Source organism: Bradyrhizobium sp. dw_411 (assembly GCF_018449695.1).
Classification (GTDB): Bacteria; Pseudomonadota; Alphaproteobacteria; order Rhizobiales; family Xanthobacteraceae; genus Bradyrhizobium.
Window position 1 is genome coordinate 104,969 of sequence record NZ_JAAVUY010000016.1, and the last position, 22,565, is coordinate 127,533.

A 22,565-nucleotide genomic window follows, 5' to 3' on the forward strand; every position below is an offset into this window, starting at 1 on the left:
TCCTTGCAGAGAACAATGGTTGATTATTGCCCCGCAATATAGTCGAACATTCGCAGGCTTGCGAACCTGAAACAGAGTTGGAATACCTCATGACAAAGGCCGTACTCGGCATTATCGGCGGCTCCGGCATCTACGATCTGCCGGGCCTGGAAGATGCCCGCGACGAGGTGATATCAAGCCCTTGGGGCGAGCCGTCGGCGGCGCTGCGCCGGGGCAGCATCGCGGGCCTGCCGATCGTGTTTTTGTCGCGGCACGACAAGGGTCACCGGCTGTCGCCATCCGACATCAACTACCGCGCCAATATCGATGTGCTCAAGCGCGCTGGTGTCACCGACCTGATTTCGCTGTCGGCCTGTGGTTCCTTCAAGGAGGAATTGCCGCCCGGCACCTTTGTCATGATCGATCAATTTGTCGATCGGACGCATAAACGCGAGAGTTCGTTCTTCGGCCGGGGCTGTGTCGCGCATGTGTCGATGGCGCATCCGGTGTCGCCACGATTGTCGCAGCATCTGGCCGCCGCGGCCGAAGCCGAGGGCATCGCATTCGCGCGCGGCGGGACTTATGTCTGCATGGAGGGGCCGCAATTCTCGAGTCTGGCCGAGAGCCTGACGTACAAAGGCCTTGGCTATTCGGTGATCGGCATGACCAACATGCCCGAAGCCAAACTCGCCCGCGAGGCCGAGATTTGTTACGCCAGCGTCGCGATGGTCACCGATTTCGACTGCTGGCATCCGGATCATGACGCGGTCACGGTGCAGGACATCATTCGCGTGCTGAACTCGAACGCCGAAAAGGCGAGGGGCCTGGTCGCGCGTCTGGCGAGGGACTTTCCGCGTGAGCACGAGCCGTGCCCTGTTGGTTCCGACCGCGCGCTGGACACGGCCCTGATCACAGCGCCGGAAGCGCGCGATCCGGAACTGCTGAAAAAGCTCGATGCGGTAGCCGGACGGGTGTTGCGCGCATGAAGGTCGATGGACGCCATATCCGCAGCATCTGGGTCGAGCCTGATGGCGTTTCGGTTCGCGCGATCGATCAGCGGCGGTTGCCGCATGAATTCGTGGTCGCCGATATCGCCGACTGCGACGCGGCGGCGGAAGCGATCCGCTCGATGCTGGTGCGCGGTGCGCCCCTGATCGGCGCCACGGCTGCATATGGTGTGGCGCTGGCGATGCGCGCCGATAGCTCGGATGCGGCGCTGGCGCGGGCCTATGACAGGCTGATCGTCACACGCCCCACCGCAATCAATTTGAAATGGGCTCTGGAGGAGATGCGCAAGGCGCTCTCGCCGCTGCCGCCTTCGGCGCGCGCGGCCGCAGCCTTTGCGCGCGCCGGCGAAATCGCCGAGCAGGATATCGAGATCAACAAGAGTATCGGTGCGCATGGCCTCGCGGTGATTGAAAAGATCCGCGCGAAGAAGGCCAACAACCGGATCAACGTGCTGACCCATTGCAATGCCGGCTGGCTCGCGACGGTCGATTGGGGGACGGCGACCGCGCCGATCTACATGGCGCACGATCGCGGCTGGGATGTGCACGTCTGGGTCGACGAAACCAGGCCCCGTAATCAGGGCGCCTCGCTGACGGCCTGGGAGCTTTCGCATCACGGTGTGCCGCACACCGTGATCCCGGACAACACCGGCGGCCATCTGATGCAGCACGGCATGGTCGATCTGGTGATCGTCGGCACTGACCGGGTCGCCGCCAATGGCGACGTCTGCAACAAGATCGGCACGTACTTGAAGGCACTCGCCGCGCACGACAATGAAGTGCCGTTCTATGTCGCGCTGCCGTCGCCGACGATCGATTTTTCGGTTTCTGACGGAAAGAAAATTCCGATCGAACAGCGCGACGCCGACGAAGTCACGATGATGCGGGGACGCACGGCGGACGGCCGGATCGAAACGGTGCGCGTGGTCGCGGAAGGATCACCAGTCGCCAATTACGCGTTCGACGTCACGCCGGCGCGACTCGTGACGGGATTGATCACCGAACGCGGGGTACTCGCTGCGGATCGCGCCGCGCTGGCCGGAGCGTTCCCCGAGCGGAACCAAAAACAGGTTCCCTGATAATTTCGAGTTGGATCAACTGCTTGTCGCCGGAGTGATATTTTGACCATAGCGCCGAAAGCGGCTGAATTTACCCAGGTTGTGGCGCGATATCACCTCGCGAGTGCGCTGTTTGGGCAACAGCCGTCGAGATTCGTTGAATTCCGAATACCGGAACCGTCGGAGAGTCTCGATTGAGCTAGGATTGGTTGAGGAATCCGGTATTTTCCCGTCGATTGTTGAGGGACAAATTCATGTTCAAAAAATTCACTGCTGCGCTGGCGGTTGCTGCCGGTGTATTTGCCGGCACCGGCCTGGCATCCGCGGCGGATCTGGGGGCGGTGCCCTACAACAAGACGCCGGCCTATATCACCCCTGTCTACGATTGGTCGGGAGCCTATGCCGGCGTGAACGTCGGATACGGGTGGGGTCGATCTTCGGATACCTCCACACTTGGTACGCCCCCTGTGTTTACCGATAGCGTCAACGCCAGGATGAACGGCGTCAGTGGTGGCGCTCAGATCGGCTATAATTTGCAGATGCAAAACTGGCTTGTGGGTCTGGAGGGAGACATTCAGGCCACCGGTCAGAGCAACAGCCATTCCTACACCTGCGCGGCCGGTGTTTGCACAACGACGCTGCTCGGCGGTATTTTTCCGATCCCTGGTCCGGCGGTTTCGGCGACTGAAACGCAGCGCATCGATTTTTTTGGAACGGTGCGGGGGCGTGTCGGTCTCGTGGTCGTACCAACAGTTTTGCTGTATGCGACCGGTGGTCTTGCTTACGGACAGGTTGATGCCGACAGCACACTTTCCGGCGCGACCAGATCGCAAAACTACAAACTGGGATGGACCGCGGGCGGCGGCATCGAGGGTGCGATCGGCGGCGGCTGGACGGCCCGGCTCGAATATCTGTATCTCGACCTTGGCAAGGTTTCCGGCACGTTTACATCGAACCTGGCCGACCCCACCGGCACCACGGCGCTGGTCGGCGGCTTCAGTTCACGCATCACGGACAATATCTTGAGAGTCGGCGTGAACTACAGATTTGGCGACCCGGTGATAGCCAAGTACTGAACTGCAAGTACTGGGCTGTCAGGTTTAAAAAAACAGGTTTCAAAAACGGAAGCCCGGCTTGGTGCCGGGCTTTTGTTTGGCTGCTGTTGATGTGGCTTTCGGAAGTGGGCGCGAGTTGCCTCACACCACCTTGGCTTCGCGCAAGCCGTCAATCTCACTGGTGCTGAAGCCGAACTCGGCCAGCACTTCGTTGGTCTGCTCGCCGAATTCCGGCGGCGCCGCCACCATCTTGCTCGGGGTTCGCGACAGCGTGAACGGCTGGCCGACGAGGCGGATGTGACGGTTCTCGGCATTGGGCACGTCCTGCGCGATGCCCAGATGCTTGACCTGGTCGTCCTCGAACATCTGGTCGATCGAATAGATCGGCCCGCAGGGCACGCCGGCGGCGTTGAGCTCCGTGACCCAGGTCTCGGTGCTCTTCTTGGCGGTCAGGACATTGATTTCCTTGTTGATGGCGTCGCGGTTCTTCGAGCGCGCCGCCGAGGTGGCATAATCGGGATTGGTGATCATCTCGGGCGCGCCGAGCGCCTGCGCGCAGCGTTCCCAGATCCGCCCGCCGGTGGTGGCGATATTGATATAACCGTCCGAGGTCTTGAACACGCCGGTCGGAATACTGGTCGGATGGTTGTTGCCGGCCTGCTTGGCGACGTCCTTTTCCATCAGCCAGCGCGCGGCCTGGAAATCCAGCATGAAGATCTGCGCCTGCAACAGCGAGGTCTGCACCCACTGGCCTTCGCCGGAGACGTCGCGCTCCAGCAGCGCCGTGAGGATGCCCATCGCGCAGAACAGGCCGGCGGTGAGATCCGCCACGGGGATGCCGACGCGCATCGGCCCTTCGCCCGGTGCGCCGGTGATCGACATCAGCCCGCCCATGCCCTGGGCGATCTGATCGAAGCCCGGACGCTTGTGATAGGGGCCGTCCTGGCCGAAGCCGGAGATGCTGCCATAGACGATGCGCGGATTGACCTTGCGCACGCTCTCATAATCGATGCCGAGCTTGTCTTTGACGTCGGGCCGGAAATTCTCGACAATCACGTCGGCCTTGGCGGCGAGACGCATGAACACTTCGAGCCCCCTCGGATCCTTCAGGCTGAGCGCCATCGCGCGCTTGTTGCGGTGCAAATTCTGGAAGTCGGCGCCACGGCGGGGACCGCCGAGCTGTTCACCGCCGGCTTCCCCCAACAGGGCATCGATCTTGATGACATTGGCGCCCCAGTCCGCCAACTGCCGCACGCAGGTCGGGCCCGCCCGGACGCGGGTGAGATCGAGCACGGTAAAGCGGGACAGGGCCTGTGAGGCGCGCGGAAAGGACATTCAGAAAACTCCGGTAGAGATCAGGCGGGGCGATCATGGTGCGGGCGCACCATCGCCGAAACCGCGCCTCTTGTCATGCGGCAGCGCATCGGATTCTGACCCTGCAAGCCAGCTATCCGTTTTCGCGAATTCGGGCGCCCAAGGCGCTGGAGCAGGGGCGGAGAGGGGAATGGAGCGGGTTCCAAAGCAGCGGCCCAAGCTCGATCCCGAGTAACACGCAACGCGAACTAACCAACGCGCTCATAGCGTCTCTTGCGTTGGCGATCTTCACTCGATAGCAACATGGATTCAAACCAGATGTTTGTTTCCCATATCTATAGGGCAACGAAAGGCAATGACCGCCGGTGCATCAGAGCAAGGGGCATTTCCGCTCCGTTGACAGCCGGGCGAGCGAATGTTTCCTTGAAACCGGCGAAAAACCGCCCGGCTCCGGACAGTAGTGGATAAACCTGTCGGCGCAGCACCATGACTTCCATAGCGTTGGGAACGTTCCGTTGTTCAAAGATAAGCCAGATAGCGAAGACACGACTTTTTTAAACTGGACCGAGCGGCGCTTATATAAACGGCTATTCACTCCAAGCGCCACTTTCGATGAAGCCCTTCGGTTTTACAATTCGGTCGCCGCAGATGGACGGCCTTTCCCGAAGGCGTGGGAGATCAGGGTCCTGGAGTTGGGGGTGGCTGCTCACCCCGATCGTCAGGACATGCGCGAACGTTTGGAATCCTTGCGCGCTGGAGAGGGCAAGGCAGCCCTGTCTGCGGCCGAGGCAAAAGCGCTCCTCGAAGTGGCGAACCGTCTGCCGACCGAAGGCTTGACGGATGAGGAGAAAATCCAGCTCGTCCTGCTTCTCGATGGCAAAAGCGGCCTGACTGAAGGGCTGCAGCTTTATTCGTCATTAACCGAGCGCGGCATTTCGTTCCGACCGGAATGGGAAGAAAAAGTTTTAGAGCTCTCTTTGGCAAATGAGCCGGAGCGCGTGGACACCCTTGGACGCTACCGTCAGGTTCTGCTGATATTGGGCAAGCCTGTGCCGGCCGACATCGAACGCCGTTACGGCGAACTGACGCTCAAGGAAGAGCATGGTTTCGATCATCAACAAGCGGCTTTTCAGTATCATGGAAAAACCGGACTGAAGGATACCGATCCCGAATTTCGCGTACTTGCCGAGCGTGTTCGAGCATTTTCCATGACCTCGTATGAGCGGATGCATGCGCTCTACCAGGCGGTCGACTTTATCGAGCGGGCAGCAATCCCCGGGGCCATTGTTGAATGCGGTGTCTGGAGAGGCGGCAGCATGATGCTGGTCGCTCATCGCTTGTTGGCCCTGGGACGCACGGATCGCGACCTTTATCTGTTCGACACCTATGAAGGACTGCCACGTCCCGACGAGACAAAGGACGTGGACGTATGGGGCAACCGAGCTATCGATGGCTGGCTTCCCCGTCAAACCAGCGAAGAGAGCAGCCATTGGGCCGAGGCCAGCCTGGAAGATGTACGCGCCAATATTCTTTCGACAGGCTATCCGGAGGAGCGGTTGCATTTTGTCAAAGGCATGGTCGAGCGGACCATTCCGGATGGAGCTCCGCCGGATATTGCCTTGCTACGCCTTGATACCGATTGGTACGCATCGACCAAACATGAAATGGAGCATCTTTTCCCGCGTCTGGCCCGCAATGGAATATTGATCATCGACGATTACGGCCATTTCGAAGGTGCGCGTCAGGCCGTGGACGAATACATTTCCGCGCACGATCTGCCGCTGCTGCTTAACCGTATCGATTATAGCGGACGGCTGGCCATCAAGACCGGTTAGGTCGGGACCGGCGGTCCATGGCCTGAGCCCAATGTGTCGCGATCGCGGTCCGGTCGCGCGCAGGATCGCGAGCTAACGCGGGGAAATCCGCCGCCGCACGCCTTGCGTCAGCCGGGAAATCCAGACGCGCGTTAAATCCACAAAGCTCACAGAATCGAAAGAAAGGCTTGTTCCGTAGTGAACGTCCGCATTTGTTGGCATGCGCACGAGGTCGCTTTGCACGATCTTTTCAAAAGCTGGATCGATCGAGAGTGAGGTCGAGGTTTCCATCGGTACGCGGAACGGATCGGAAGAGGTGCGTCTGTAGACCACCTCGACTCCGACGTCGGTGAAGGTCGCATTCCTGTAGCCCATGGTCTTTAATGCATCGGGAACGGCGTGCTCCGCGCCCAGCGTGACTTCCTGCAGCAGCAACGCATACCGGTTCGCGGGCAGGACGGTGCTGAAGAAAAGCGGATCATAGCGATACAGCGCGTGGTTCAGATACCCAGCCATCGGCAGGTCGTGATAGCAAACGCCATTGATTTTCGTCAGCGTGTGGATGGTCTGGAACGCCCGGAGCTGGTTGAAGACATGCTCCGTCGTGCCGAGATTGATGACCAGATCGAACTGCTCGATCAGACCCGGGCCGGGCTCGTGAATATTCAGATCGAACAGAATGGTATTGGTGGCGTGGAAAATATCGAGCGCCTTGTACTGAAAACCCGCCAGCAGGAGCAGGTCTCCGAGAAATCCGTTGTCGGCAATTTTTTGAAGAGCTTCCGGCGGCACATCTTCCGGTCGTTTGGCCCCGGGAAACCGATCGGCATAAAAGGAAAGAAAAGCACGGGAAGCCTGCTGGTCCTTGTCGCCAAACAGCTGGGTTGCGCCGATGTCGCAGATGCTGCTCCCCGGGGGCAAGGCTCCCGTCGCGGTGAGATGCTTCAGCCGTTCAAGGGTCTTTGGAGACGATCCCATGGCATATCCTTCTCGAGCCTCAGAGGGATAGGCCTCCGGTTTCTCGGTCAATCTGCGCTTGCATCCGCGCACCCCGGTGGGGGACACGCCCTGCGATGGCGACGACAAAACGTCGCGGCGAATTAGCCCTCCGAATTGCCACGCCGTCTCTCATTCTGCAATAGAAGCTTGGCCGGGACTTCGGACGCCGAAGCACTAGACTTTGGGCAGGGAAGCTGTAAGCGATGCTTCCGTGGCCCGGAATAAGAGCAATGGCGCCGCCGATTATGTGATATTTGGCCGTGTGGGCCGGTTCCGGCGGGAAGCGGCCCGCTCTTGTCCCGCAGCAATAAATCTGCAAGCCCGAGGATGCGGATCCCAGAGATGAGCGACAGGCTAAAAGTCAGGTTTTTGACGGTTATCTGGGGCACTCGATACATCGAGGAGTTCGCGAAGGTGTCGTTGCCGTCATATCTGGCGGCGGGCAACCTTCCGTTCATGGCGGCGGAAACCGATCTCGAAATCGTCGTCATGACTTCGATGGAAAGCCGGGACAAGTTCGAAGAGCGGGATTACCTCGACAAGCTGAAGGCGTTTTGTACGGTTCGCTACATCCTGATCGACGATCTGATTACCAACGGAAATTACGGCGTCACGCTGACACTGGCCTATGCGCGCGGAATTCGCGACAGCGGGCCCGAGCAAACCAATACGCATTTCGTCTTCATGAATTCCGACTTCGTTCTGGCGGAGGGCTCGCTCAAGACGCTGGTCGCAAAGTTGCGAGAGGGGCATCGCGCCATCATGGCGCCTTCGCTGCGCGCCTGTTCCGAGGCTGTCGTTCCCGTGCTGATCGATGCAGTCGATCAGGCCAGTGGCACATTGACCATGTCGCCACGGCCGATGGTGCAACTGGCATTCGACAATCTGCATCCCACCGTGATCGGCAAGACGGTCACGCAGGATTTCGTCACCTGCACCAATCACAATCAGATCTACTGGCAAGTCGACAGGAAGACGCTGCTGGGCCGTTACCATCTGATCTTCATGCTGGCGATCAAGCCCGAAGTGCCGATGGGGCTTGTGAACTCCTATTGCGATTACGGGCTCATTCCGGAGCTGGTTCCGTCGGGGGATTTTTCGATCATCGACGATTCCGATGGGTTCTTCATGCTCGAGTTGCAATCGGCGGAGCAGGAGAAAGGCTACCTGCGATGTGCATACACGTCGCCGGAACAGATCGCCGCTGAACTGTCCAGTTGGGCGACGCGCGAACACCGGCGTTTCGCCGAGGTGGATGTCGTTTTCCGATCGGGCGATCTGCCGGCAGGACTGGCGCAAGTTCGCGCAGAGGCGGCGAGGTTCATGTCGGAGTTGAATCGACACATGACACCGCCGCCGGACCATGTCGATCACTTCTATTGGACCTCAGGGGTTCAGGCGTGGGCTTCGACCAAATTTCCCGGTGTCGCACCGGTGCTTCCGCCGGAAATTGCCAGTGAGGCCCGGTTGTTTGCTCAGCCCAGCTCGGGTGTGGAAGCTCCCCCCGCAAGGGATCGATCTGCCGAATTCAGGAGATCGTTGCTCCAGCTCTATACCGCTCTGATCGGATTCGTTCGCCGTAACATCGGGGTCATCCCGGATGTTCCGATCTGGCACTATCTCTGGCTCGATTCCCGGCTGATTCTGAACTGGATCAACTCGATTGCGGGCCACGCCGGTCAAAAGAATGCGCTGGTATGCGACGACACCAGTCCTCTATTGCTTTCGCTGCGAAAGCATATGCCGATCGAACGTCATTTTGGCCTGGAAGAACTTGTATCGGGGGCCGCGATCCCGGCGTCCGGATATGACATTTCAGATCAGGCAGCCGGGGCTGGAGACGGCATATTGGCCGATCAAAAGTTCGATCATATCCTGGTGCATGTCCGCCGGACAGAACTGCCGAATTTGCGGAAAGCGCTGGAGTGGGCTGAGAAGTGCATCAAGCCTGATGGGACCATCGCGGTTTATATCGAGAACCGCAGTGCGGAAGATTATGAAGGTAATTTTTCAATCGAACTGGCGCAGTCGGTCCAGAACCTGCTACCTGTAAACTGGCTCGGGCTTCGGTTGAACGCCAGTTTTGCCGGGGGCAGGGTCAAGCGCCGGTTGAGGTCGAGGGAACGATTCCTGTTCCGCTTTATGTGGCCTTCGTCAGCCGCAAGATTGCCGCTGGCGATGTTTGCGGGATTGTTGTGGTCGGCGGTCGCAGCGCTGACAACCGTAAACAACTTTCGGCTGAGGAACCGGTCGTCAGAATGTCTGGATTATTGTAGCAGCGCCTTGCTGTGTCTGAACGGTCTCCCCGAGGGCGGTGCCATGACAGCATCGCCATCCGAGGCGCGGCGCACCGCAGCGTAGAGCAGTGGATACCAGTTCGCGTGAAGAAAACGCGTCAAAACAAAAGGGTGGAGGCTTATCGGCTCTGCTTCAATCAGAACCGATAAACCTCTAGCAAAATCAGGTCCGGGTGCAGCGAACCCTCGCGCTTTTCGCCGTGGGGCAGAGGCAGGCTGAAAATCGCTTGAAGCGGCAATCCTGGGACGCGGGTTCGATTGCCACGCACTTTGCGTCCCGTTGCCCGATCGGCTGAGATTTGCCGGCTGCGGCATCGCCTGTCAGACAATCCAATAAATTCGCGTTCTTAGGGGTTTGTTAACCCTATTTTACCTACTTCATTATATAATGAATCTCGAATCACATATTGCTCTCGTCAACCTGGAGCGGCTGCAATGTCGGATTTTCTAGACACTGCGGGTTTGGTTGTTGCGTTGTTGTGTACCCAACTGGTCTTCACCTTGTACGGCGCCGGCGTAAGGCGGCCGTTTGGGCATCTTCCAAGAATCCCGGACGTTCCTCGCTACCTGTGGCGCGCGCGCAAAGCGGTCATGGCGCTGGACTCCGTCTTCGCACTATTTGTGTTCGTCATGATGCTCAGTTTGTTCAGCCGCATGAACGGGTTTGCGTTTATCTTTTTCTCGGGCGTGTTCTTTGTGCTGGGAGAAGCGCTCACCTACAAGATCCGACTGGTGCCTTCCTTCTTCGCGTCTCTGGTTCTTGCCGCTCTTGCGGTGACGCTCGTTTGGCCAGGTGTACCGGCGACGCTGATCGTCGCTGCAGGCTAGCGCGTCGAATCTCCCGGTAGCGGCGATCATTATCGCCATTGCGCCAATCTCGGCGATTGCGCGGGAAAGACCTTGGGCTGTACCCCACCCGAGGTTTATCGATGAAAAACAACTCGTTATTGCGATGTACTTCCATGCTGAGCTGTGGAGAACCAGAGGTTGTCCAAGCATTGATCGGCACGGGAGTTTAAGGGAAGCTGGGAAAGCGGCATGGCGGATCGAATCAGTTCGGAGTGAAATCCGTCAGGCTCCGTGTCCGGTTTCGGTTGGTCCGCGAGGCCTTGCATTAAATGTCGATCAAAGTTCGCTTCGACTTGAATATCTCGGAAGTCCCCGCCGAGGTCGCGCCCGCGGCCGGTTTGGTCGATTACGACATTGATGCCGGCTACGGAGAAACCGGCTGGCAAATTCCGGGATCGCACGATCTCGGCCCGTCAGTCCTATCCTCACTTGTTTCCCCGGGCGATCCGGGGACTGTGCTTGCCGCGACCGGCGGTGATGAGTCCGCCAACGTCAGTGAAGGCGTGTCAGCCTACTTGTTCGCCTCGTCTGACGGCTCATTGGATCCGGCGCGTCTGGCGGTGGCTTCCCTTGATGTGCCTGTCAACGAACACAGCATGGGTTCTGGTGGCGTCATCGGGCAAGACGTTAATGGCGGCTATCCCAGCACCGGTCTCCATATAGCCCCGCCCATCGACCGCAGTTTCGTGGCGACATCGGCCGCTTTGTTCGCTCTGACGCCGCCGGTACCTGCGATAGCCACTCTGGCGAGCCTGACGCCGGCTCTCTTCGGGATTCACGGCGCGGAAGCCGGTATTGGCCCTGGCGGTGCTGCCGGAGCCGTCGTCCCACAGCAAATATCTCACGCTGGATCGGATGCAACTGCGCTCGCCGGGAGCGCGGCCGTTCCAATGAGCCTGGAGAATTCAGAAACAGGATCGCCTATCGCCAACGCCGGCGTCGGGTCGGGCGGCGCGACCGCGGCCCAGGTGCGGCAGGCGCTCGACGAGAGTGGCTCGAGCGGCACCGGCGCCGGCATCAAGGTCGGCGTACTCTCGGACAGCTTCAACGATCTCGGCGGCGCTGTCGCCGACGAGGCGAATGGCGCGCTGCCGTCCGCCTCCAATATCCAGGTGATCAGTGATCTCGCTTCGGGCGGCACCGATGAAGGCCGCGCGATGATGCAGATCATCCACGACATCGCGCCCGGCGCCAGCCTCGCATTCTACACTGCATTCAACAGCGAGCAGGATTTTGCCAACGGTATTCTTGCGCTGGCGGCCGCGGGCTCCAAGGTCATCGTCGACGATGTGAGCTATAGCGATGAGCCGTTCTTCCAGAACGGCGTGGTGGCGCAGGCGATCCAGACCGTGGAAGCGGAAGGCGTCACTTACGTTACCGCGGCCGGCAATGACGGCAGCAACGGTTACCAGGCCGCCTGGACGCCGATATCGGGGTCGTTCGACGGAACGTTCTTTACGGATGCGGAAAGTTTCGGGGGCAGTGGCATCCAGACCGTCACGATAAATACCGAAGGAACCGGGGCTACCGTTCCTTTGGTGCTGGAATGGGATCAGCCCTACGGTGCGGCTACCGCCGATCTGCAGGTTCTGGTTTTTCATAATGGCACCCTGATCGGCCAATATTCGAACCGGAACTCCGGCCAGGAACTCAACAACCCCCTGGTGATGGTGCCGTTCAGCGCTTCGGGGACTTACCAGATCGCAATCGAGAATCTGTCCGGGCCCAATCCCGGCCTGATCAAGGAGATTACCGAGGGCGACGGTCTACCGGCGACGATCAGCGGTGCGAATGCCGGCACTGTCGTCGGCCACGCCATGACACCCGGCGCCATCTCCGCAGGCGCGGTGAGTGTCGCCGCTACGCCGGCCTTTGGCTTCAATCCCGCGATCAACGAAAGCTTCTCGTCATCGGGAGCCGGGAGCGAGCTTTTGTTCGCCAACAACGGCACGAGACTGTCTTCGCCTGATGTGCTCAGCCCGGTGACGGTCTCCGGCCTGGACGATATCGCGACGACGGTTATCGGAAACCTCGGCGATTTCTACGGCACCTCGGCGGCGTCGGCGAGCCTGGCCGGCGTTGCCGCGCTGATCTTGTCGGCCAATCCGACCCTGACCCCGGCGCAGGTCGAACTGATCATGGAGGAGAGCGCGCTGCCGATGGCGAACTCGGCCGTGAGTGGGGCAGGGCTGGTACAGGTCGATCCGGCCGTCGCCGACGCGCTTAATTTCAACTTGAATTTGAGACTCATTGGCGCAGGTGATTTCAAGGCGGGTGGCAACGCAAATCTTGCCTGGCAGGACGGAAGCGGCGTGGTGCTCTGGCTCGGCAGTGGCACTGGATTGACCGAGTCCGTTGTTCCCGGCGCATCGATGGGCGCGGCCTGGACCGCGGATGGCGTCGGAGATTTCAACGGCGACGGAAATGCCGATCTGCTGTGGACCAACGCCAGTGGACAGGCCGCAATTTGGGAAATGAATGGCTCCAGCCTTGCAGGCTTTGGCGTCTCCGCCGGCCAGATGGGGACTGCCTGGCAAGTTGCCGGCATTGGTGATTTCAACGCTGACGGCCATTCGGATATTTTGTGGACGAACTCCTCCGGGCAGGCGGCGGTCTGGACCATGAATGGGACCGCGCTCGCTGGCTTCGCCGTTTCGAATGGCGCGATGGGGTCCGCATGGCACGTCGTCGCGGTCGGCGACTTCAACGCCGACGGCCACAGCGATGTGCTGTGGGAAAGCACGTCAGGGGCTTTTGCGACCTGGGAAATGAACGGCGCGAATCTTTCGGGATTTTTCGCAAATGTCGGTCAGGTCGGTCCCGGCTGGGAAGTTGCCGGTGTCGGACATTTCAGCGGCGCCGCGGACAGCACGTCCGATATTGTCGTGGTGAATAGCCTTACCAACCAGGTGCAGATTTGGCAGATGGCAAACGGCGTGATCGCCGACGTCATCAACCCTTCCGGACTGTACGGAATGGAGTGGCACCTCGCGGCCGTCGGCAATTTCGCCGGTGACGCCAACAGCGATCTGTTGTGGATCAGTACCAGCGGCGCCGCCAGCCTTTGGGAGATCCAGGGCTCGTCCGTCCATGCGGTCTCCCTGAGCGCCCCGATGGGCCCCAATCTGCAACTGAGCAGTTCGGTAACGGTTTCCTCGGTGCAACTCAATGACGCGGCGGGTCAGCAGGCAGATTTGCTCGGCGGCGCTGTAACGTTCACCGGGACGATTGCCGCAGGCGCGACGCTCGAATTGACCGCTGCCTCTTCCGAAGCGATAAGCTTCGGCGGCTCGACGGGTACGCTGATACTCGACCATTCTGCCACATTCAGCGGGGAAATATTTAATCTTGCCGGCAACGGCAATTTATCCAGCTCGGATCAAATCGATCTGAAAGACATCGCGTTCGGGCCAGACACGGTGAGTGCGTTCATCGGCAATTCCACCGGAGGCACGTTGACGATCACCGATGCCCAAGGTCACGTCGCAAACATCCTGCTGGCCGGCAATTACACGGATTCCACGTTTTCACTCTCCAGCGACGGAAATGGCGGCACCATCGCGATCGATCCGCCGGCCGCGAATGCCGCCAGCGGCACGTTGTCGTTCAACGAAACCGATTCCGTGAGCACGCCGACCGCGAGCGTCTCGCCGCATAATGGCGGGGCCGGCTACCTCGGTAGTTTCACCGTGGATGCTGTCGATACCGCCAGCGGACAGGAGACGATAGGGTGGCATTTTAATTTTGATTCCGGCCCTGCTGTCCAGACGATTACCCAGTCTTACGATGTGACCGTTGCGGCCCATCAGGCCAACGGCACGAACAGTACTGTGTCGCAGACGATCGCTGTGACGATCGGAGGATCGGGCCCGGACACATTCGTGTTCAAGCCGGGCTTCGGCACCGATGTCATTGCGAACGCCAAAGGCTCGGACACGATCGAGCTGGATGGGTTCGCATCGGTCGCCAACGCTGGCCAGTTGCAGACGCTTTTGACCGAGGCCCAGGCGGGGGTGTCCCAATCGCTGTTTCAGGCCGTTAATGGCGGCCACGATACAATGATCAACCTCGGTAACCACGACAGCATCATGCTGGCCAACGTCAAGATCGCCGACTTGCATGCCAGCAACTTCATCATTCATGCATGACGGTTTTCGTACGTTGGCCATGACGGACGGCACGGCAATCGCCGCCGCGCCCGATTTTTCCCGACTTGGCGTGAAGCCGGCGCTGCCAGCTTGGGGCGGGCTGAAACGAAACGGTGCCGTTCCAACCATTGCCTTCCCGGAACTGGAGAAAGAACAAAGTGGTTGGCGACAGCCGGACGGGGCGCACTGCATTGACAAGTCGTTGCGCCCAAATGTATTCCTGAAATCAACAATATCCCGCCACCGAACCATCGAAAACGGTCAGTGCGTCTCCCGCCAGATTCATGGCTGCAAATTTTGCTGATCAATAATAATCCTGAACCGCTACTCACCATGCGCGTGGGTGGCATTCGATAGCCTCGATCCGCAACCGGAAGCAAACGTGTCGCTATGGTAGACGAAACGAACGCGCGGTACGGGGCCTTTTCTTCGCTCGCAATCGTTTTTATTTTGATCCTCTGGATATGGACTTTACTTCCACAAGGCCTCTTTACAGGCACGGACGGTCGCCTTTACAGGGCGATGATCGCGCAGACGATTGCCTTGGGCGATATCTTTTCGACGACGAACATTAACTACGTCCAGGGCGGGTTCAATCAGGCCCTGCCGATGAATGTCGCATTCGGCTTGAGCTATTTGCCATTCGCGATTTTTTCGGAGACCAATGCGAGATTTGTAGCCTCCGCGATCGCCCTGTTTTTCCATATGGCTTCGTCGGCATGGGTATCGCGCCTGGTCGGCGTTCCGCCGATGCTGATACCCATCAGTGTGCTTACCGCGCTCCTGTTGCAGATCTACCCGTTTCAGTACGAATTTTCGACTACCGTTCAATTCCTCATCAATCCCGGTGTATTCTTCTCGATCGCCCAGTTCACTCTTGTGGTCGGAGTGCTCCTGACCAAACGCTTTGGTGCTGTAGCGCTGTTTGCGAAATACGTCATTGTAACGGTGTTGCTGGCATGGGCGGCGATATCGGATACTTTGTGGTTCGCGCTGAATTTGATTTTTTTCGCGCCATTCCTGCTGACCGCGGTTATGTCGCACCCCTGGCGAATGGCATTGATCCACGGATGCTTGTTACTCGGCGCTTTCGTAATCTTGTGGATACTGGGACCTCTGCAGTACGTATTCGTCGTAATGCAGGCCAATGCGCGCAGTATTTTCGCTTCGGAAATTGGTCGGGGCGACGTCGATTTTTCCCTCACCTCATCCTTGTTTGCAAGCCGGCTTGGTCTGTCGATCTACCTCCTGATCTTCGCGGCTTGTCTGGTCGGGCTGTTCATGCGCCGGCGGATCCTGTTTCTGTTCTGCGGTACGGTCCTGGCATATTTGGCCATTCTCGTTGTCGGAAGCGCCATCTATATCGCGGCGGGCGAACGCTGGGCATTTCCGGCACCGATTTATATTGAAACGGGAACCTTGCATCTGATGTGCGCAGCAGCCTTTGCGGTGCTGGGACGCGCCCTTGGCTTGACGATGCAAGCAACGCGAAAGCCCGCTGCGCGTGCCGCGGTCATCATGGCTGCGCTGGTATTTCTTGTAACCCCGCCAGCCTTTGTCGCCTACTACGCCGTTCGAATCGTCCCGGAGCGAGCTGGTATTTACAAGGAAGATTTAGCTGACGAGAAGAATATCTCCGGCATCTTGCGCGCCGAAAGCGGGCTTGACGATTTCCGCAAGACCAGGCTTTGGGCCGGTAGCATAGCATTTGGGTGTTGCACGCCAGGCTATGCGACGGATCAATGGCTCCAGGGCGTGCCGACCGCGAACGAATATGGTCAACTCACGCCTCCATGGCCGTACGTGCTTGGATCACGGCTGGCATTTCCCAAAGACATGACGCCCAGGATCAACGGCACACCATTCCTGCTTTTTAACGCCAATATCTATCGATCGCTTGGTAGCCGCATTTTCTTGACGCCTGATCCGGTCAGTGACGCCCAGCTCGATCTTGTCCGCACCATCGACGTCGTCAAATTTGCTCCCGAGGCACGAGCGCTGTTGAACGAAGTGTCCTCCCTCCTTGTTTATCGTTTCCGCGCTCCCCAGCCGGTGCTATCGCCCACGCAGGTGCATTTGGCGGGCACATGGGAGGAAGTACTCAAGGTATTTTCCGATCCGGCGTTCGACGTCCGGCGCGATGTCGCGCTGTCAACCCCGATCGGGTCTCAACTTCGGCCCGCTCTCTCAGCTACTTTGACGGCTGTAGATGGACGACTACGGGTGGATGTCGATACCGACGGCCCATCTCTCATCGTGCTTCCAATCCATTTTTCAACATGCTGGCACACGACCTCGATCGATAGCCCCCAATTGCTGAATGCGAATGGCGGTTTTGTGGGCTTTGTGGCACCCAAATCCACAAGCGTTATGTTGGAGTTCGGCTTGTCGGTGTGGAATTCCAAGTGCCGGCGGGACGATCTGGTGTATTGGCGCCAACAAGCAGCAACGATACCGCCCCGGGTCTCGTCTGCGGCGCCATTGTCTTTTGGTCAGGACTTCCTGCATCGGGGCGTGGATGCCTTCGACCAGATGGTATTGAGGGCCAAATGGTAAGCGACGGATTGCCCTTGATGAACTTGAGCGATGGGCGCTGGGCACGCTTTCGGACGACGATCGTTGCCCTCATTCCGATCGCAGCTATCGGCGCCATCTTTTTCGCCGGGTGGCTTTCTCTTGCCGCCTACCGGAATAATTTGTTCGATCGGATTGCCTTCGTTGCACCGGCACCGGCTCAAAAAGTCATGATTGATGATGCCGTAGGCCGCGTCCGTTTTTTCCAGGAGTTGGCTGTCAATTTGATCAAGGAAGGAAACAGCGCCAGCGCTCCTGCCGAGCTCATGCAGATCGCCGTCAAGCGCGCTCCGCCAAATTTTTTAGTTACCACCTCGCCGTGGAAAACCGAACTTGCATTCGCTCGATATGGTGTTCTGTTTGCGGTCAATTTTCCGACGAAATTCGAGCTATGTCAGCTCTTCATCAGACGTCTCCAGCAAGAGGGCTTTCGCGTAGTCCTCAACGGCCAGGATATCGACGCGACGCGACCCAGGTGCGGACCCTCGAACTCGCTCGCGGCGGTCGTTTATGACGGAAATCAACCGGCACCGAAATAGGGCTGCCCGCAGAGCAATACCGCGAAAATCACGCCGGCATATTCGGCTGTGTGGACCTCGTCGCGGGCGTCGCGATATGCTTATGTGCTTGAAAGATCCATGAGATTATCGAGATATAATCTCAATACCGCTCTGCGAGGAGACGCTTGACCATGGCGGCCGAGGGTTACGACGACAAGTTCATGCAATATACTGCAGAGTCTTCAGCCTATGCGGCTCACTTTGTAACAACCAGGCTCAGCTCTGTGCTACGAGTACGCAGCGTGATGGACGTTGGCTGTGCGAGAGGAACATGGCTGCGGGCCTGGATCAAGCAAGGTGTCACTGACGTCCGCGGTGTTGATGGCGCCTATGTCGACAGCTCCCAGCTCGAAGTACCGCCGGACTTGTTCGTGGCTCACGATCTTAGCGAACAATTCAAGCTGGGGCGGCGGTTCGATCTGGTGCAGTGTCTTGAGGTTGCCGAACATCTGCCCCCGGACACATCGAGCAGCCTTGTCGCCACACTCGCCGATCACGCCGCGCGATACGTGATGTTTTCCGCGGCTCCGCCCGGTCAAGGTGGTGAATACCATGTCAACGAGCGGAGCTACGAATTCTGGCGTGGGCTGTTCAGGCAGCATGGATTCCTGCCGTTTGATTTCCTGCGCCCGATGCTCGCCAATGAAGCGGCCGTGTCATTCTGGTATCGCTACAACATCGTTCTTTATGTGCGGGAGGACGCCATCCCGGGATTGGAAGCTGCGGTTTCTGCGACAAGAATTCCCGAGGCGGAGGAAATTCCAGATGTCTCGCCGCCGCTATTCAGGGTTCGCAAGGCCATCGTTCGATGGCTTCCCGCGCCGGTGCAAGATCGTATCGCCCGTGCAAAGGCACGTTTCGCGGCAACCAAGTTTCAGCGCGGGTAAGGCGGCTGCTCAATGTCTTCTCCTCCAGCCACCACTACATTCGACGATGATCAATACAATCTGCCGTATTCTATCGGCTCCGAACATCATTTTTGGAATATTGCCCGCAACCGTATCATCGAGCGTCACCTGCGGCGGGTTATAGCTGCGCAGCAGATGTCTAACGGGCTGGTCCTGGACGTGGGGTGTGGTCCGGGGGTCGTTGTCGATCACTTGCGGCGGTCGGGCATTGATTGCGAGGGTGTTGAGCTCGGGCGACCGCCGGTGCGCCCCGGACTTGAACCGTTTGTGCGGGTTGGTACCGATGCAACATCCTTGCCGCAGAACATCCGCGAGCGCACGAGCACCATTTTATTGCTCGACGTTCTCGAACACATTCAAAACCCGGATGCGTTCCTGGCCAGCTTGATGGACGCCTACCCATCCGTTGAGCATTTTATCGTTACACTGCCGGCACGGATGGAGTTGTGGTCAAACTACGACGATTATTACGGACATTTTCTTCGATACGACGCCAACGCGGTGAGGGCGCTGGCGAAAGCATGCAACCTTCACGTGGTTTCGCTCAAGTACTTTTTCAACGCGCTGTATCCGGTCATGGCAAGCATGGTTTGGCGCAGTCAGACGCGGACCCTGGAAACACGCCCACCTTCCGGCGCCATATTGCGCGGACTGCACGCTTTGGTGGGGGCGAGTTTTTCTCTCGAAGAGCGTATTCCGTTCATGGGGGCGGTGCCTGGGACATCTCTTCTCGCGGTACTCTCGCCACGGGCTGGATCAGGCGAATCAGGCGCAAGATAGTCTGTCGTCATAGGCAGCTACGCCGCTTGTCGTCGGCTTGATTTTGTATTGCAGGCTTAGCCAACTCCATAGAAACAAGCGGTGGTCATCTTGGCAGCCTCGATGATTTAGCCAGGCTTGTTCCGCGAAGCGCTGATTGGCTCCCGGGACCGGCGTTTGAGGAATAGCTGCCGGAAAATCCCGCAACCATTTCGCCGTGGGAACACCAAAGCCTTTTTTGCGACGGTCGACGATACCGGAGGGCAAAGAGCGCCTCGCAACCTGTTTCAACAGGTATTTACGATCGCCGTTGCGATATTTGAGCCGGCTTGGGAGGCGCTGGCAAAAGGCGACGAGATCATTGTCCAGGAAAACCGCCCTGACTTCCAGCGATGAAAGCATGGACGCGCGATCGCCCTTGGTGAGAATATCGTCTTGAAGATATATCCTGGTAAAAAATTCCATCGCGCGATCGATGTTGCTCTTGCCTTCGCTCTCGTCCCAGAGAACGGCCGCCTCCGAGTAGAGCTCGCGAACATCGAGAGGCTCGTCGAAATATTCGGCGATTTCGTTCGGTTCCAGCGGTGACATCCACGCCGGCAATCGAACGGCGGCAGGATAAGACAGGCCTCGCAACGACCGCTTGATCTTGAAATCCAGGCTCATATTCGCCGTCGATGGCGGCAGCCGTTCCGCGAGACCGCGGACGACTCGATGCAACGCGGGCGGCACTATTCGATCGTACATCGCCGCAGGCCCCAGCGCGGCAAACGGATCGTAGCCGGCAAAGAGTTCATCGCCACCGTCGCCGGACAAGGCGACCGTGACCATTTGGCGTGCGAAACGACACAGCATGTAAGTGGGAAGCAGCGAAGCGTCGCCAAGGGGCTCATCTATACGGCTCAGCACCTCTGGAATGAGCGCTTTCGCCGCTTCCAGATCGAGTATCATTTCATGATGTTTCGTTCCAAAATGGCCCGCAACCTCGCTTGCGAAACCGGATTCATCGAAACTCGGTTCTCGAAAACCTATCGTGAAAGTATCGATCTGCCGTCCGCCGCCGTTGGCACACAGGCTTGCGAGCACAGTGCTGGAGTCGAGACCTCCGCTAAGAAACACGCCTATCGGAACGTCGCTGATCATTCGGCGTATAGTTGCCTGTTGCAACAGGTGCGCCAGCTCATCGACCAATTCAGTCTCGGGCCTGTCGCACAGCCCCTCGTCTGCATCAATCGAGAAACGCCAATATGCTGCGATCGATAGTTCACCGGTATCGATTTCGTAGCTGAGCCGGTGGCCTGCGGGCAATTTACGCACACCGCGCATCAGCGAGTGTGGCGCCGGAAAATAGCCGTAGGCAAAGTACTTCTGAAGCGCCTTTGAATCCAGCGATTGATCGACGCAGGGATGATGCGACATCGCGCGCAGTTCGCTGGCAAAGCCAAAGAACCCGCGCTTGTGACTGTAGTAAAATGGCTTCTCGCCAAACCGGTCCCGCGCGGCAAAAATTCGATTTCGGCGAGCATCCAGTATCACGAATGCAAACATTCCGTTGAGGCGCCCGGGAAGGTCATTGCCCCATTCCTCATATCCGTGCACCAGCACTTCGGTGTCCGAATGATCCGTCTTGAATATATGTCCGCGCTGCTCGAGTTGCCTTCTCAGTTCAACGTGGTTGTAGATCTCGCCGTTGAAGACGATGCCGACTTCACCGGTTTCGTTCCACATCGGCTGTGCGCCGCCCTGGTGGTCGAGGATGGAGAGCCTCAAATGGCCGAGGTAGGCGTGCAATCGGTCATCGACATGGGTGCCCGATGCGTCCGGTCCCCGATGCGCGATGCTTTGCATCATGGCGGCGAGTATCTCCCGGTCGCCAGGCCCAACAAAGCCGACTATTCCGCACATCCAGTCAGCCTTTGGCCGAAGTCATATTGAGGACGCTCTGGACATTGTAGGCCGGGCGGCTTTGGGACTCGAAATATACACGGACCAGAATTTCCGCCAGCAGCCCCATCAGGATGCCCATAATCCCAATTAAGAAAAGCATGGCTGACAGCATGGGCAACGGAGTCAAAATCATCGAAATGCCTTCGACGATTTTCAGATAAAGCATCCAGAAGAGACATCCGATAGCGGCAATCATCGAAGCTGCGCCGAAGCCGCCGAACACGTAGATTGGCTTCGAGAAGTACCGATCGAGAAAGCTGATGACGAGCAGGTCGAGGATGACCTTCAGCGTTCTCTCGAGGCCATATTTTGAACTGCCAAACCTTCGCGGGCGGTGGTTGACGGCGATCTCGGCAATCCGGGCACCTTCCGCCTTTGCGTAGATCGGGATGAAGCGGTGCATTTCACCATAGAGCTTGACGCCCTCGATTACGTCGCGCCGGTAAGCTTTGAGAGTGCATCCATAGTCGTGCAGACTGACACCGGATATCCACGAGATCAGGCGATTTGCGACCCGGCTGACGAAGTTACGGGTGATCGCTGCATCCTTTCGATCCTGCCTCCAGCCTGATACGACATCGTAGCCTTCGTCGAGTTTCTTGAGAAGTCGGGGAATGTCAGCGGGATCGTTCTGCAGGTCGCTATCGATCGAGACGATCACGTCGCCGGAAGCGTAGTTGATGCCGGCCATCATCGCCGCGGTTTGACCGAAGTTGCGGCGGAAATTTACGACCTTGAATTCCGGATGCCTTGCGGCGATCTCCTTCAATACCTCGGCAGATCTGTCGCTGCTGCCGTCGTTGACGGCAATAATCTCGAAGGGAAGTCCGAAGCCCGCAGCGGCGTCGAACAATGCCCGTTCGAGCTCGGGCAAGCTGTCTTCTTCATTGAAAACGGGTACGACAATTGAAATCATGGGAGTGCATACTCTAAGGCCAAACCAAGCAACTGCTGCCTGATACCTAATATAGAAGCTTTGATAGTAAGACAAATCGGGGGGCAACCTGCGGTAGCCCCAAATTTGGTCTTGGACGGTCGGGGTTCGAGAGCGATGATTTTGGGTAATAGGGCGGATGACGCCGCCAGAACCGTTGAAGGAAAATAGCCGCATTGCTCGGCTTCTTCACCCTGCCGCTCATGTCGATTCTCCACCGCGGGTTCCTAGTAGAACGAGAAGCTCGTGATCTACGCCAGCTCGCGCCGGCGCAGATCCGGCGCCTCGACTGCATCGGCCAGGACGGTGGCAGAACAGTCAAAGGATATGCTAAGGCTAGGTTACCTTCTTTTTCCTGCGGCC

Annotated in this window: 16 protein-coding genes; 12 read left to right on the forward strand and 4 right to left on the reverse strand. The window is 58.4% G+C overall.

Going from position 1 to position 22,565, the window contains the following annotated elements; all coding sequences use genetic code 11:
* Nucleotides 1–89: 89 nt before the first annotated feature.
* From HB676_RS25315 to HB676_RS25325, 3 genes are all read left to right on the forward strand, one after another.
* The gene (locus HB676_RS25315) at nt 90–965 is read left to right on the forward strand and encodes an S-methyl-5'-thioadenosine phosphorylase (RefSeq protein WP_213741186.1); all 876 of its coding nucleotides are present in this window, start codon (nt 90–92) and stop codon (nt 963–965) included.
* Nucleotides 962–2,065, forward strand: a complete 1,104-nt coding sequence (gene mtnA / locus HB676_RS25320; protein ID WP_213741187.1) for an S-methyl-5-thioribose-1-phosphate isomerase — start codon at nt 962–964, stop codon at nt 2,063–2,065. Before HB676_RS25315 ends, mtnA begins: the two co-directional genes overlap by 4 nt.
* A 233-nt stretch (nt 2,066–2,298) precedes the next feature.
* The gene (locus HB676_RS25325; protein ID WP_213741188.1) at nt 2,299–3,120 is read left to right on the forward strand and encodes an outer membrane beta-barrel protein; all 822 of its coding nucleotides are present in this window, start codon (nt 2,299–2,301) and stop codon (nt 3,118–3,120) included.
* A 120-nt stretch (nt 3,121–3,240) separates the two neighbouring features.
* Here HB676_RS25325 and HB676_RS25330 read toward each other — a convergent pair whose 3' ends face one another.
* A complete protein-coding gene (locus HB676_RS25330) occupies nt 3,241–4,434 on the reverse strand; it encodes a CoA transferase (protein WP_213741189.1) in 1,194 nt (397 codons plus the stop codon).
* Between the two features lie 494 nt (nt 4,435–4,928).
* Here HB676_RS25330 and HB676_RS25335 point away from each other — a divergent pair, with 494 nt between their 5' ends.
* Entirely contained in the window at nt 4,929–6,248 is a 1,320-nt protein-coding gene (locus HB676_RS25335; RefSeq protein WP_213741190.1) for a TylF/MycF/NovP-related O-methyltransferase, read from the forward strand.
* 72 nt (nt 6,249–6,320) lie between these two features.
* On the opposite strand, the gene HB676_RS25340 is transcribed toward HB676_RS25335, so the two are convergent.
* Nucleotides 6,321–7,256: a hypothetical protein gene (locus HB676_RS25340; RefSeq protein WP_213741191.1), complete on the reverse strand. Its 936-nt coding sequence runs from the start codon at nt 7,254–7,256 to the stop codon at nt 6,321–6,323.
* Nucleotides 7,257–7,568: 312 nt separating this feature from the next.
* On the opposite strand from HB676_RS25340, the gene HB676_RS25345 reads away from it, so the two are divergent.
* The 8 genes from HB676_RS25345 (at nt 7,569) to HB676_RS25380 (ending at nt 19,342) form a co-directional block, all read left to right on the forward strand.
* A complete protein-coding gene (locus HB676_RS25345; protein WP_213741192.1) occupies nt 7,569–9,587 on the forward strand; it encodes a hypothetical protein in 2,019 nt (672 codons plus the stop codon).
* A 371-nt stretch (nt 9,588–9,958) separates the two neighbouring features.
* Complete coding sequence (locus HB676_RS25350) at nt 9,959–10,351, forward strand: hypothetical protein (RefSeq protein ID WP_213741193.1); 393 nt, start codon at nt 9,959–9,961, stop codon at nt 10,349–10,351.
* Between the two features lie 290 nt (nt 10,352–10,641).
* Nucleotides 10,642–14,520: an FG-GAP-like repeat-containing protein gene (locus tag HB676_RS25355; protein WP_213741194.1), complete on the forward strand. Its 3,879-nt coding sequence runs from the start codon at nt 10,642–10,644 to the stop codon at nt 14,518–14,520.
* The gene (locus HB676_RS25360) at nt 14,492–14,824 is read left to right on the forward strand and encodes a hypothetical protein (RefSeq protein WP_213741195.1); all 333 of its coding nucleotides are present in this window, start codon (nt 14,492–14,494) and stop codon (nt 14,822–14,824) included. The genes HB676_RS25355 and HB676_RS25360 overlap by 29 nt, the downstream gene beginning before the upstream one ends.
* Before the next feature lie 86 nt (nt 14,825–14,910).
* The gene (locus tag HB676_RS25365) at nt 14,911–17,076 is read left to right on the forward strand and encodes a hypothetical protein (protein ID WP_213741196.1); all 2,166 of its coding nucleotides are present in this window, start codon (nt 14,911–14,913) and stop codon (nt 17,074–17,076) included.
* A gap of 17 nt (nt 17,077–17,093) precedes the next feature.
* On the forward strand, nt 17,094–17,633 hold the full coding sequence (locus tag HB676_RS25370) for a hypothetical protein (RefSeq protein ID WP_213741197.1): 540 nt from the start codon (nt 17,094–17,096) through the stop codon (nt 17,631–17,633).
* Between the two features lie 152 nt (nt 17,634–17,785).
* Nucleotides 17,786–18,541 carry a methyltransferase domain-containing protein gene (locus HB676_RS25375; protein WP_213741198.1) on the forward strand — a complete coding sequence of 252 codons (756 nt, stop codon included), beginning with the start codon at nt 17,786–17,788 and terminating at the stop codon, nt 18,539–18,541.
* Nucleotides 18,542–18,553: 12 nt separating this feature from the next.
* Nucleotides 18,554–19,342 (forward strand): class I SAM-dependent methyltransferase, encoded by a 789-nt coding sequence (locus HB676_RS25380; RefSeq protein ID WP_213741199.1) that lies wholly within the window; start codon nt 18,554–18,556, stop codon nt 19,340–19,342.
* Here the strand turns inward: HB676_RS25380 and asnB are convergent.
* Nucleotides 19,328–21,226, reverse strand: a complete 1,899-nt coding sequence (gene asnB / locus HB676_RS25385; RefSeq protein ID WP_213741200.1) for an asparagine synthase (glutamine-hydrolyzing) — start codon at nt 21,224–21,226, stop codon at nt 19,328–19,330. The genes HB676_RS25380 and asnB overlap by 15 nt on opposite strands.
* Before the next feature lie 4 nt (nt 21,227–21,230).
* Complete coding sequence (locus HB676_RS25390) at nt 21,231–22,379, reverse strand: glycosyltransferase family 2 protein (RefSeq protein WP_249780463.1); 1,149 nt, start codon at nt 22,377–22,379, stop codon at nt 21,231–21,233.
* Nucleotides 22,380–22,565 lie beyond the last annotated feature (186 nt).